Raw genomic sequence first — 11,642 nt, 5'->3', positions numbered from 1 at the left:
GTTCCGAGGACCCCTGTTTCAACCGTCGTTGAAACGCAGAAAGGGGCGCCGCGAACGCAGCGCCCCGAATAGCTACCGATGATGAGGCGGACCAAGGGGTCTTCGGGACAAGCCCGAGGATGACGGTTCCTATTGTGCGTCAAACCCATAGGCATGCCGCATGACCTGGAAGAGGTAGCTTTCCTCCACCACGCCATGAACCAGATAGGCCCCCGGCCCGTCGGCGAACACGCCGACATCTTCGCCCGAATGGGCCGAACTGCCCAAAAAGGCCGTGGCGTTCTGGTGGTAGTCGATGTCGTCGGTGTCTTCCTTGGCCGGATCGGCGCGGAGGTTCGAGCCCTCCGGCCCGCCAGGGCCGGTAGCGAAGCTCAGCACGGTGTAGGGCTTGCCGTCGCCGGCCAAGACCGGGTCGCCCTCATTGCCCGCCAGGCCCAGGATCGGGGCGTTGCGGGCGGCGTAGCCGGAGATCACCAGCCCGTGACTGTGGTCGGCGGTGACGATCACCAGGGTCTCGTCGAGATTGACCTTGTCGAGCGCCGCCTGGACCGCTTTGGAGAACTCGACGGTCTCGGTCAGGGTGCGGTGGGCGTTGTTCAGATGGCTGCCCATGTCGATCTTGCCGCCCTCGACCAGCAGGAAATAGCCCTTGGGGTTCTGCGACAGCAGGTCGATGGCCTTGGTGGTCATGGCCGCCAGGGTCGGCACGCCCTGCCCTAGCACCGGCCGCTCGACCTCATAGGGAAGATGCTCGTTGGCGAACAGGCCCAGCACCGGGCCGGTCTTGGACGCGTCAAGCGCCGCCAGCTCGGTGTCGGTGGTCACATAGGCCGCGTTCGGGGCCTTCAGCCACTCGGCGGTCAGGTCGCGGCCGTCCGTCCGCTTGCCGTCCTTGACCTCAGGCAGGAAGCGCGAGCGCCCGCCGCCCATCGCGACGTCCAGGCGCTGGCCGATTGGAGCCTCCACCAGCTGGCGGGCGATGTCGCGGCAGCCGGCCTTGACGGCCTCCAGCGGCATGTCGGCGTCGCCTTCCCAATCGCGGTAGGCCGTGTGGGCATAGGTCCCTGCGGGGGTCGCGTGGGTGATGCGGGTGGTGGTGACAGCGCCGGCTGACAGGCCATGGACCTTGGCCAGTTCGGCGATGGTCTGGACGCGCTGACCGGCCTCGCTGGAGCAGTCCTCGGGCTTGGCCTGGCCGGTCAGGCCGATGATCTTGTTGCGGGTCTTGACCCCCGTGGTGATGGCGGTGATGCCCGCGGCGCTGTCGGTGACCTGGGTGTCGTGGCTGTAGGTCTTGGACAGCGCCGTCCAGGGCAGTTTCTCGAACGCCAGGCTGTTACTCTCGCCGTCGACGCCGCGCTGCTGGCCTTCATAGATCCGGCTAGCCACCACCGTGGAGATGCCCATGCCATCGCCAAGGAACAGGATGACGTTCTTGGCCTTGCCGGTCTTGGGATTGACCATCAGGGCCTTGGCGAGGGCGGCCTCGCCGGACTTGAAATAGGGGTCGCCGGGCGCGGCGTTGATGATCGGCGCCGGGGGCTTGGGGATGGGCTTCGACGCGGCCAGGGCCAGGGCGGGCGCGGTCAGGAGCAGGGCTCCGGCCAGCAGATGGGAAGCGCGGATCACGGGCAAGCTCCAGCTAGAGACGTCGAAACGTCGTGTGCTGGCGTTTCGTGACAGTTCATTGTGCGTCAGTGGCTTTAGGGCCGCCTCACCCGCCAGGCGAAGGCCGTCGCCGTGGCGAGCAGCATCGCCGCGCCGGCCTGGTGCAGCACGCCCAGCGCCACGGGCACGGCGGCCATCAGGGTCCAGATCCCCAGACCGGCCTGCAGGCAGACGGCGGCGAGCAGCACGAAGGCCAGGGTCTTGCCATCCTGCGGCAGGCGGCGGGAGCGCGCGGCGGCCACACCGATGATGATCGCCGCGACGAACAGGGCGTAGGCCATCAGCCGGTGATGAAGTTGCACCGCGCCCTGACTGTGGGCGAGAGTGCCCCAGAGGCCGTGGCCGGCATATTCGGCCGGGACCAGCGCGCCGTTCATCAGTGGCCAGTCGTTATAGACCAGGCCCGCGTCATTGCCGGCCACGAGGGCGCCCAGCAGGCTTTGCAGGAACACCGCGCCCAGAAAGCCCAGCGCCCAGCCCCGCCAGTTTGTGCGTTCCTCGACACGGGGCGAGCCGGACCAGGCGTCGAGAGCCGTCCAGATCAGCAGCACGAACAGGGCCAGGGCCAAGCCCAGATGGGTCGCCAGGCGTTCCGGCGCGACCTGCACCAGCATGGTGTTGTCCTTGCCCAGGCCGCTGGACACCATCCACCAGCCGATCAAGCCTTGCAGGCCGCCGAGCGCCAGCATGGCCACGCAGCGCCAGATCAGCCGCCGCGGCATCATGCGTCTGACGAGGAAGAACGCCAGAGGCACGGCGAACACCACGCCGACCACCCGGCCGAGCAGCCGATGCGCCCACTCCCACCAGAAGATGCCCTTGTAAGCCTCCAGGGTCATGCCCGCATTGACCAGCCTGGCCTGGGGGATCTGCTGGTAGAGCGCGAAATTGGCTTGCCAGGCGGCGTCCGACATCGGCGGCAGCGCGCCCATGATCGGTTTCCACTCGGCTATCGACAGGCCCGAGTCGGTCAGGCGCGTCGCGCCGCCCACCACCACCATGGCAAACACCAGGAGGGCCGTGACGAACAGCCAGACGGCCACGGGCCTTGAACGGTCGGAACGCAGGAAGGACGTCATGGTCGCCGGAAAGAACGTCAGTTGAGGGCCGAAATGCGGCGAAGCCTTGCCTACGCCCGACGAAGGCTCGCGTCCATGGCCTCATGACGCGTAAGGCTGGGCGTGCGATACTTGCGCGGGCACGGGGTCGGAGACTATCGAATGAGCGGCGTGGGCGTCTTCGTGGCGGTCGTTATCGGCATATTGGCCGGCTGGGTCGCCGACCTGGTGCTGGCCCGTCGCCATGCGCTGTTCACCAAGCTCTTGATCGGCGTGGTCGGTTCGTTCATCGGAACCTTCATCGCCCAGCGCCTGGGCCTGCGGCTCGACGGCTTCCTGGGAAGCCTGCTGGTCTCCAGCGTGGGGGCGATCTTCTTCCTTGCCATCCTTGGCATTTTTTCGAGTGTCTTCCGGAGACCCGCTTGAGCGCTCCCCTCATCCCCGCCCGCCAAATTCCCGCAAGAGTGCGTAAACTGATCGGTGGGATCGGCATCATGGTGTTCCTGGCCGCCTATGTCTGGGCCGTCACCAGCCTCTACGACTACCTGCCGGACAATCGCGCCATCCACCTGCTCTATTTCGCGGTCACGGGCCTGGGCTGGGGCTTGCCGCTGATGCCGCTGATGTCCTGGATGGGCAAGGCGGATGAGAAGCTTTGAGAAGCACGGACTTGCCCCCACCTGGCGGCTTAGCCGCCTGTCCGCTCCCATAGGGGGCGGAGCCCCATGCGCCTGAGCTCTTCCCCCATGGGAGGAAGACGGTCGCGAAGCGACCCGTAGGGGGCAAGTTGGGCCAAGCCCGAAACCGAAAAAGGCCGCCCCGAAGGGCGGCCTTTCCGTTCTTCCGGTCTCATTCCCGGTGAAGGAAATGGTCGGAGCGACAGGATTTGAACCTGCGACCCCTTGACCCCCAGTCAAGTGCGCTACCAGGCTGCGCCACGCTCCGACACGGAAGGAGCGCCCTTATAGGTGCGAGCCTTGCCGGGGGCAATGAGTTTCCTGAGCGATTTTCGGCACGGCTCAGAGGCCCCGCAAAAGCCCGTCCAGCCGGGCTTTGACGGCCGTCAGATCGCCGAGCGCCAGCGTCAGCCGATCGCGCCGGTCGTCACCCAGCTTGGCCGGCGGCAGGGAATCGACGGGCAGGTCAACGAGGAGCTCGAGCGAGGCCGAGCTGTTGTCGTCCAGGCCAGCGGCGACCACGTGGGTGATCCCCTGGTCGCGATGCAGCTTCTGCACGCCTTTGATGGTGTAGCCCTCGGCGTGCAGCAGGGCGCGGACGCCGCTCAGCACGGCGATGTCCTGCGGGCGGTAGAACCGCCGCCCGCCGGCCCGCTTCATCGGGCGAATGAACGAGAACTTGGTTTCCCAGAAGCGTAGCACGTGCTGCGGCACGCCAAGCTCTTCAGCGGCCTCGGAAATCGTGCGGAAGGCGTTGGGCCCCTTCGCCACCGCATCAAATCCCTAGCCGCCGAGGGCGCGGTCGATTCGCGCCTTCATGACTTGCGAGGCCCGGAAACCGATCACCCGGCGGGGCTCGATCTCGGCGGGCTCTCCGGTCTTGGGATTGCGGCCCATCCGGGCGCGCTTGTCGCGAACCTGGAAGACGCCAAATCCGGATAGCTTGACGGTTTCCGCCCGTTCCAGCGCTTCCGCAACTAGATCGAGGGTCCGTTCGACCAGACCGGCACAATCCTGCCGCGTCAGACCGACTTCCTCATGGACCGCCTCGCAGAGGTCGGCCCGGGTCAATGTCGCGCCTTTCATGACGCCCCCTTACGCTGGATTGACAAACCCCAGAGCCTGCATACGAAACCGGGGTCGAGCCCCGTTCGTGCGACACGCTCTCATCAACTCAAGCCTGCATGCCGTGATTATCGCATGGAGTCAAAGGCTGAGCGCCAGGACTTCAGGCGATGAGCCAAGCTGACCCCAGAAAACAGCCAAGCTTGGCCATAAAGGGCGCAAGCTCTTGCTCAAAGACGAATGACGCAGGCGCCCCAGGTCAGGCCGCCGCCCATCGCCTCAAGCAGCAAAAGCTGACCCGGCTTGATGCGGCCGTCGGCGATTCCCTGGGCGAAGGCTAAGGGAATCGAGGCCGCCGAGGTGTTGGCGTGAAGGGCCACGGTGGAGATCACCTTGTCCTCGTCAATGCCCACGCGGTGGGCGACGCCGGCCAGGATGCGCTGGTTGGCCTGATGCGGAATGAACCAGTCGACTTCGGGGATTGTCACGCCGGCCACCTCGGCGGCCGCGTGGATCGCCTCGGAGATGTTGATCACCGCGTGCTTGAACACCTGGTTGCCCAGCATCCGCAGCTTGCCGACCGTGCCGGTGGTCGAGGGGCCGCCGTCGACATAGAGCAGGTCCTGCTTGGTCCCATCCGCCCGCAGGGCAAAGCCCAGCAGGCCCTGGTCGGCCGTGGTCCCCTGCCCTTCGCGCGGCTCCAGAACCACCGCGCCGGCCCCGTCGCCGAACAGCACGCAGGTGCCGCGGTCGGTCCAGTCCATCAGCCGGGTCATGGCTTCGGCCCCGATCACCAGCGCGCATTTGGCGTGGCCACGCGCCACGAAGCCGTCGGCGACGCTGAGCGCATAGACGAAGCCCGAGCACACCGCCTGGATGTCGAAGGCGATGCCGACCGGCGCGCCCAGCTTGCGCTGGACGATGGTGGCGACGGCCGGAAAGGTCATGTCCGGCGTGGTCGTGGCGACGATGATCAGATCGACGTCGGCGGCGGTCTTGCCGGCCTTCTCCAGCGCCTGCTGGGCGGCGCGGAAGGCCAGGTCAGACACCGGCTGGTCGTCGGCCACCTTGTGGCGCTGGCGGATGCCGGTGCGCTCGACGATCCATTGGTCGCTGGTGTCGACGGTCTCGGCCAGCTGGCTATTTGTGACCACATTGTCAGGCAGATAGGCCCCGACGCCGGTCACGGCGCTACGCATCACGCTCACTCGGAAACTCCCTGGACTTGCGCGCCCGGAGCGCCTTCAGCTTTGGTTTCCGCGCCAGGCTTGAGGCCGCTTTCGGTCAGGCGCTTCAGGTTGCGGTCAATCTCGGCCGTGAAGTCGCTGCGGGCCAGGTCCACCGCCACCCGGATGGCCGAGGCGAAGCCGGTGGCGTCGGCCCCGCCGTGGCTCTTGACCACGATGCCGTTGAGGCCCAGCAGCGGGCCGCCGTTGACGCGGCCTGGATCGAGGCGCTGGCGCATCTTCTTCAAGGCGCTCGAAGCGATCAGCGCCCCAAGCATGGCCAGCGGTCCGGAGGTCAGGGTCGATTTGATCTCGGCGGAGAAGAACCGCGCCAGGCCCTCGGCGGTCTTCAGGGCGACATTGCCGGTGAAGCCGTCGGTGACGACCACGTCGACCGTGCCCTTGGCGATGTCTGTGCCCTCAACGAAGCCGCGATAGTCGAAGTCCAGCGTGGTCTGCTTGAGGATGGCGTGCGCCTCGCGCACCTCCTCATGGCCCTTCTGGTCCTCGGAGCCCACATTCAGCAGGCCGACGGTCGGTCGCTCCGAACCGTGAACCGCGTGGTGGAAGGCCGCGCCCATGATCGCGAACTCGACCAGCTGGGCGGCGTCGCTTTCGACATTGGCGCCGACATCCAGCACCGCCGAGACGCCGTTCATGGTCGGCCAGCTGGCGACGATGGCCGGGCGCTCCAGCCCTGCCCCCATGCGCAGGATCAACTTGGAGATCGCCATCAGGGCGCCGGTATTGCCCGCCGAGACCACGGCCTGGGCCTCGTTGCCGCGCAAGGACTCGACCGCGTTCCACACCGACGAGCCCTTGCCCCGGCGCATGGCCTGGGCGGGTTTCTCGTCCATCGAGATCGCCTTGTCGGTGTGGCGCACCTCGCTGATCGCTCGGGCGGCCGGCGACTTGGCCAGTTCGGCGTTCAGCAGGGTCTGGTCGCCATGCAGCAGGAAACGCACGTCGGACTGGTTCTGGGCGGCGATCGCCACGGCGGGCACGATCACGGATGGGCCGTGATCGCCGCCCATGGCGTCGATCGAAATCACTACGGGTTGAGGCACGAGGCGCTAAAGGCTCCTGGAGCGGCGTACCGCTGGATCAAGGCGGCAGGACGATACAGCCGCGAAAATATCACGCAAGCTCAGGCAAGAGCCATTCAGGCCCCTTCCCCGCCTGGTCCGGGATCTGCCCTGAGGGCCTTCAACCCGGCGAAGGGCGACAGATCGACCGGTTCGGGCGGGGGCTCGAAGACGGCGCCCGGCTTGCGTGGAAAGGGATCCAGCTCCAAAGCCAGATGCTCCAGAACATAACCCGTGACATCGATGGTCTCGTTCTCCAGCACGTCAGGCGGATCGTCGCCGTCGGGATCCAACGCCAGGTCGCCGCTCTCGTCGGGCGAGGTGTTTTCGCTGGTCGCGGGCAGGACGCGGACCGAGAACCGCGCCTCGATCGGCTCCTCGAACTCGTCGGCCGAGACGCTGCAGGTCTGCACGACGCGGGCGCGAATCAGGCCAGACACCTCGGCCCCGTCCATCCACGGCCGCAGGAAAATCTCGGCCTCCAAGGCGTCGAGCGACACCAGGTTCAGGGTCTTGGCGATGTCCTTGCGGATCGCCTCGTCAGGCTCGAAGCGCAGATCCTGGCCGCGGCCCATGCGCCCAAGCGTCATGCTGAAGGGCCAGGGATTGATCACGCCTTCGGCCATTGGACGTCTCCTTGCATCAAGCTTTCCACCGGCTGGGCCGCCAGATGATCGCGCGCGGCGATCACATAGGCGGTCAAGGCGGCCACGTCGCCCTCGCCGCGTTCCTCGAAGGCGGTGCGGGCCAGCATCCCGGACAGGGCGGCGCTATCGGGCAGGCTTGCCGCCGACTCGTCGAAGGCCTTCAAGCGGCCATAGAAGGCCCCGGCCAGCTTCTTCATCTTCTTGCCGACGGCGGTGTCGGACACACCGATCTCGCGGAAAGCGTCATCAAGGCCACGCACATAGGCGTCGAACGTCGCCTGGGAAAGCTCGGCCGCCGTCTCGCCCTGACCTTTCAGGCGCTCGAGCAAAAGCACCACATGCAGGGTGAACAGCTCGAACCGGCCCTCCAGCGAGTCGCGCACGCCCATCTGGACATACAGCGGCGCGGACCGGGCCTGGGCCACCGCGGAGGCATAGAGTTTGCCCCCCGCCGCCTTGGCGGGCCTGGGTTTGAGCAACCGATCTAGAATCATCACTTCGCCTCGATTTCGCCGCGACACCGAACTAACTTCGCCATCCGACCCACACGGACCATTGAACTAAGCCCGCGCGGGCGATAGGTCAAAGTCAGCCTTTCCAGGTACCGGAGCCTGCATGTTTCGTCCCGCCGTTCTCGCCGCCGCTGTCATCGGCCTCGCCGCCGTCACCGGAGGCTGCACGCCGCTGACGAGCTATTCCGGCTTCCAGGCCATCGAAGCCAAGCCCGCTGACATGAAGATCGGCGAGGACAGCAAGTCGACGGTGACGGAGAAGCTGGGTTCGCCCTCCACCATCTCCACCTTCGACACCAACGCCTGGTACTATATCTCGCAGACCACTGACCGCGTGGCTTTCTACAAGCCGCGCGTGATCAAGCGTGACGTGGTGGCGATCAAGTTCAGCGCGGCCGACGAAAAGGTCGCGTCTGTGGACACCTACACGCTGAAGGACGGCAAGGTCATCGCCTATAGCGGCCACGAGACCCCGACCCGCGGCCGCGAGATGACGATTCTGGAACAGTTGCTGGGCACGGTCGGCCGCGGCGGTATGCTGCCGAACGACGATCAGGACACCCCCGGCAATCGTCCGCAGGACCGCCGCTAAGACTGTATCCGGCGCGACGCAGCCGCCAGGTATAACTGGCTGAAATTCCGATAGATTTGACCGGCCGCATCAACGGTTTATCAACAACGACGCCGCTACCTTGCCGGGCAACGGCGCAGCGGCCCAACGCCGCTGCGCCGATCTTCGCCGGGGGGATGAGTTGTGAGCGCGCCAGATCTGCGTCCGTTGACGGTGCTGATCATCGACGACAACGCGCCGATGCGCGAGATCATCGGCGCGGTGCTCAAGTCGCTGGGCGTGCGCAAGATCATCGAGGCCGCCGACGGCGTCGAGGCCCTCAAGGCCGTCACCGAGCGCGAGGTCGACATCATCTTCACCGACCTGATGATGCAGCCGGTCGACGGGTTGGCGTTCATCCGCTGGATCCGCACCTCGCCGGCCAGCAGCAATCCCTATACGCCGATCATCATGGTCACCGGCCACGCCACCCGCGCCAGCCTGGACGAGGCCCGCATGGCCGGCGTCACCGAGTTCCTGGCCAAGCCCCTCACCGCCCGCGGCGTGCTGCACCGAGTGAACGAGGTGATCAACAACCCGCGCGATTTCGTGCGGGTCAGTGGGTATTTCGGCCCCTGCCGTCGGCGCCGGATCGACCACGGCTACGAAGGCGACGAGCGGCGCGGCATCGTCGGCGCGGCGCTGGACCCCGAAGACATGTACTGATCAGCGCCAGGACCGTGATCACCGTCGCGGCTAACGGCTGGCGTCGAACCCAAACCGAAAAACGCCCCGGAGGAAACCTCCGGGGCGTCGTCGTATCAGGCTGTAGAAGAGATCAGACGCCGTGGGCCAGGATCGCTAGCAGCAGCAGGGCCACGATGTTGGTGATCTTGATCATCGGATTCACAGCCGGACCCGAGGTGTCCTTGTAGGGGTCGCCGACGGTGTCGCCGGTGACGGCGGCCTTGTGAGCCTCCGAACCCTTGGTGTGCAGGACGCCGTCCTTGTCGGTGAAGCCTTCCTCGATCACCTTCTTGGCGTTGTCCCAGGCGCCGCCGCCGCTGGTCATCGAGATGGCGACGAACAGGCCGGTGACGATCACGCCCATCAGCATGGCGCCGAGCGAGGCGAAGGCGTCGACCTTGCCGGCGATGGCCTTGATCACGAAGAACAGCACGATCGGCGACACGACGGGCAGGAGCGACGGCACGATCATCTCGCGGATCGCCGCCTTGGTCAGGATGTCTACCGCCCGGCCGTATTCCGGCTTGACCTCATAGGTCATGATGCCCGGGTTCTCGCGGAACTGACGACGCACCTCGGCCACGACGGCCTCGGCGGCCCGGCCCACGGCGGTCATCGACATGCCACTGAACAGGAAGGGCAGCAGCCCTCCGAACAGCAGCCCGACCACCACATAGGGGTTGGACAGGTCGAAGGTCACCGGCCCCATGCCCTCGAAGAAGCTGCCCGGCGCCGCGTTGGCCGAGAAGAACTTCAGGTCCTCGGTATAGGCGGCGAAAAGCACCAGGGCGCCTAGGCCGGCCGAACCGATGGCGTAGCCCTTGGTGACGGCCTTGGTGGTGTTGCCCACGGCGTCCAGGGCGTCGGTGGTGACGCGGACCTCCGGCGGCAAGCCGGCCATCTCGGCGATGCCGCCGGCGTTGTCGGTGACCGGGCCAAAAGCGTCCAGGGCGACGATGAAGCCCGCCAGGGACAGCATTGTGGTGGTGGCGATGGCGATGCCGAACAGGCCCGCCAGATTATAGGTCACCAGGATGCCGACGATGATGGTCAGGGCCGGCAGGGCCGTGGATTCCAGCGACATGGCCAGACCCTGGATCACGTTGGTGCCGTGGCCTGAGACCGAAGCCTGGGCGACCGACTTCACCGGGCGGAAATTGGTGCCGGTGTAGTATTCGGTGATCACCACGATGGCGGCTGTGACGGCCAGGCCGGCTAGGCCGCAGTAGAACAGGCTGTCGGCGTCGAAGGTGCGCGTCCCCACGGTGACGGCGTTCGGCACCAGTTGATGGATCACGTACCAGACCGCCGGAATCGACAGCACGCCGGTGACGATCAGGCCCTGATAGAGGGCCCCCATGATATTCTGCTTCTTGCCCAAACGTACGGCGAACGAGCCGATGATCGAGGTGATGATGCAGACCGCGCAGATGGCCAGCGGCAACAGCATCATCGAACTGACGATCTCGACACCGGCGCCGCGGAAGAAGATCGCCGCCAGCACCATGGTGGCGACCGTGGTCACGGCATAGGTCTCGAACAGGTCGGCGGCCATGCCTGCGCAGTCGCCGACATTGTCGCCCACATTGTCGGCGATGGTCGCGGCGTTGCGCGGGTCGTCTTCCGGAATGCCGGCCTCGACCTTGCCCACCAGATCGCCGCCCACGTCGGCGCCCTTGGTGAAGATGCCCCCGCCCAGACGGGCGAAGATCGAGATCAAGCTGGCCCCGAAGCCCAGCGACACCAGCGAGTCGACCACGACGCGGTCAGTGCCGGCATGGCCCGTCTGCAGCAGGACGGCGAAATAGCCGGCCACGCCGATCAGGGCGAAGCCCGCCACCAGCATGCCGGTCACGGCGCCGGAGGTGAAGGCCATCTTCAGGCCGGCCGCCAGGCTCTCGGACGAGGCCTGGGCGGTGCGGACATTGGCCCGCACCGAGATCAGCATGCCCGCGAAACCCGCCGCGCCCGATAGGATCGCACCCAAGGCGAAGCCGACGGGCTGCTCCCAGGACTTGAAGAAGAACGCCAGCAGGGCGATGACCACCACCCCGACGATGGCGATCGTTGTGTACTGACGGTTCAGATAGGCCTGGGCCCCTTCCTGGATCGCTGCGGCGATCTCCTGCATCTTTGCATTGCCGGGCGACGCCCGCATCAAAGCGGCTGATTGAACAGCGCCGTAAAGCACCGCCAGCAGCCCGGCCCCTATGGCCACGTAAAGCCAAGAACTCATAAGTAAATTGCCCTCTCCGCGTTTCGAAACGAGAGGGTTCGCCGCTCCGGCAGGACCACGGTCGCTAGGACCGCCCCCGGCCGCAGACGACGGGCGGGCCTATGGCCTCATGCCCCCTCGATGCTCCCTGATGGCGCCGGTTCGACGCCAAGGTCGAGACACTGCCAAATG

13 protein-coding genes and 1 tRNA gene are annotated in these 11,642 nt (G+C 66.4%); 4 read left to right on the top strand and 10 right to left on the bottom strand.

Annotated elements, in window-relative coordinates; all coding sequences use genetic code 11:
• Positions 1–129: 129 nt before the first annotated feature.
• Together ACP7AG_RS09635 and ACP7AG_RS09630 are read right to left on the bottom strand one after the other, a co-directional pair.
• Positions 130–1,629 (bottom strand): alkaline phosphatase, encoded by a 1,500-nt coding sequence (locus ACP7AG_RS09635; RefSeq protein WP_426012284.1) that lies wholly within the window; start codon positions 1,627–1,629, stop codon positions 130–132.
• A gap of 74 nt (positions 1,630–1,703) precedes the next feature.
• Positions 1,704–2,747: a COX15/CtaA family protein gene (locus tag ACP7AG_RS09630; protein ID WP_426012286.1), complete on the bottom strand. Its 1,044-nt coding sequence runs from the start codon at positions 2,745–2,747 to the stop codon at positions 1,704–1,706.
• Positions 2,748–2,888: 141 nt separating this feature from the next.
• Here ACP7AG_RS09630 and ACP7AG_RS09625 point away from each other — a divergent pair, with 141 nt between their 5' ends.
• Positions 2,889–3,152 (top strand): GlsB/YeaQ/YmgE family stress response membrane protein, encoded by a 264-nt coding sequence (locus ACP7AG_RS09625; protein ID WP_426012288.1) that lies wholly within the window; start codon positions 2,889–2,891, stop codon positions 3,150–3,152.
• Complete coding sequence (locus ACP7AG_RS09620; RefSeq protein ID WP_426012290.1) at positions 3,149–3,385, top strand: DUF2842 domain-containing protein; 237 nt, start codon at positions 3,149–3,151, stop codon at positions 3,383–3,385. The genes ACP7AG_RS09625 and ACP7AG_RS09620 overlap by 4 nt, the downstream gene beginning before the upstream one ends.
• 209 nt (positions 3,386–3,594) lie before the next feature.
• Here the strand turns inward: ACP7AG_RS09620 and ACP7AG_RS09615 are convergent.
• From ACP7AG_RS09615 to ACP7AG_RS09585, 7 genes are all read right to left on the bottom strand, one after another.
• A tRNA-Pro gene (locus ACP7AG_RS09615) sits at positions 3,595–3,671 on the bottom strand.
• Positions 3,672–3,745: 74 nt separating this feature from the next.
• Positions 3,746–4,174: a MerR family transcriptional regulator gene (locus ACP7AG_RS09610; protein WP_426030655.1), complete on the bottom strand. Its 429-nt coding sequence runs from the start codon at positions 4,172–4,174 to the stop codon at positions 3,746–3,748.
• 12 nt (positions 4,175–4,186) lie between these two features.
• Positions 4,187–4,489: an integration host factor subunit alpha gene (locus tag ACP7AG_RS09605; protein WP_426012293.1), complete on the bottom strand. Its 303-nt coding sequence runs from the start codon at positions 4,487–4,489 to the stop codon at positions 4,187–4,189.
• Between the two features lie 209 nt (positions 4,490–4,698).
• The gene (locus ACP7AG_RS09600; protein WP_426030654.1) at positions 4,699–5,676 is read right to left on the bottom strand and encodes a beta-ketoacyl-ACP synthase III; all 978 of its coding nucleotides are present in this window, start codon (positions 5,674–5,676) and stop codon (positions 4,699–4,701) included.
• Positions 5,673–6,761 carry a phosphate acyltransferase PlsX gene (gene plsX, locus ACP7AG_RS09595; RefSeq protein ID WP_426012296.1) on the bottom strand — a complete coding sequence of 363 codons (1,089 nt, stop codon included), beginning with the start codon at positions 6,759–6,761 and terminating at the stop codon, positions 5,673–5,675. Before plsX ends, ACP7AG_RS09600 begins: the two co-directional genes overlap by 4 nt.
• Positions 6,762–6,856: 95 nt before the next feature.
• The gene (locus ACP7AG_RS09590) at positions 6,857–7,405 is read right to left on the bottom strand and encodes a YceD family protein (RefSeq protein ID WP_426012298.1); all 549 of its coding nucleotides are present in this window, start codon (positions 7,403–7,405) and stop codon (positions 6,857–6,859) included.
• The gene (locus ACP7AG_RS09585) at positions 7,390–7,920 is read right to left on the bottom strand and encodes a ubiquinol-cytochrome C chaperone family protein (RefSeq protein WP_426012577.1); all 531 of its coding nucleotides are present in this window, start codon (positions 7,918–7,920) and stop codon (positions 7,390–7,392) included. Before ACP7AG_RS09585 ends, ACP7AG_RS09590 begins: the two co-directional genes overlap by 16 nt.
• 121 nt (positions 7,921–8,041) lie before the next feature.
• Here ACP7AG_RS09585 and ACP7AG_RS09580 point away from each other — a divergent pair, with 121 nt between their 5' ends.
• Both ACP7AG_RS09580 and ACP7AG_RS09575 read left to right on the top strand, forming a co-directional pair.
• Entirely contained in the window at positions 8,042–8,530 is a 489-nt protein-coding gene (locus ACP7AG_RS09580) for an outer membrane protein assembly factor BamE (protein ID WP_426030653.1), read from the top strand.
• 162 nt (positions 8,531–8,692) lie between these two features.
• Entirely contained in the window at positions 8,693–9,214 is a 522-nt protein-coding gene (locus tag ACP7AG_RS09575) for a response regulator (RefSeq protein WP_426030652.1), read from the top strand.
• Between the two features lie 112 nt (positions 9,215–9,326).
• Here the strand turns inward: ACP7AG_RS09575 and ACP7AG_RS09570 are convergent, their stop codons facing one another.
• A complete protein-coding gene (locus tag ACP7AG_RS09570) occupies positions 9,327–11,471 on the bottom strand; it encodes a sodium-translocating pyrophosphatase (protein ID WP_426030651.1) in 2,145 nt (714 codons plus the stop codon).
• Between the last annotated feature and the right edge of the window lie 171 nt (positions 11,472–11,642).

Source organism: Caulobacter sp. DWP3-1-3b2, from assembly GCF_049896325.1.
Taxonomy (GTDB): Bacteria; Pseudomonadota; Alphaproteobacteria; order Caulobacterales; family Caulobacteraceae; genus Caulobacter.
The sequence above is the reverse complement of the archived record's forward strand: the minus strand, read 5'-3'. Positions and strand labels throughout refer to the sequence as shown.

Bases quoted from the DNA above. Each gene is read 5' to 3' on its own strand.
- ACP7AG_RS09630 (WP_426012286.1), bottom strand. From the start codon at position 2,747: ATGACGTCCTTCCTGCGTTCCGACCGTTCAAGGCCCGTGGCCGTCTGG.
- ACP7AG_RS09625 (WP_426012288.1), top strand. From the start codon at position 2,889: ATGAGCGGCGTGGGCGTCTTCGTGGCGGTCGTTATCGGCATATTGGCC.
- ACP7AG_RS09605 (WP_426012293.1), bottom strand. From the start codon at position 4,489: ATGAAAGGCGCGACATTGACCCGGGCCGACCTCTGCGAGGCGGTCCAT.
- ACP7AG_RS09570 (WP_426030651.1), bottom strand. From the start codon at position 11,471: ATGAGTTCTTGGCTTTACGTGGCCATAGGGGCCGGGCTGCTGGCGGTG.
- ACP7AG_RS09580 (WP_426030653.1), top strand. From the start codon at position 8,042: ATGTTTCGTCCCGCCGTTCTCGCCGCCGCTGTCATCGGCCTCGCCGCC.
- ACP7AG_RS09585 (WP_426012577.1), bottom strand. From the start codon at position 7,920: ATGATTCTAGATCGGTTGCTCAAACCCAGGCCCGCCAAGGCGGCGGGG.
- ACP7AG_RS09590 (WP_426012298.1), bottom strand. From the start codon at position 7,405: ATGGCCGAAGGCGTGATCAATCCCTGGCCCTTCAGCATGACGCTTGGG.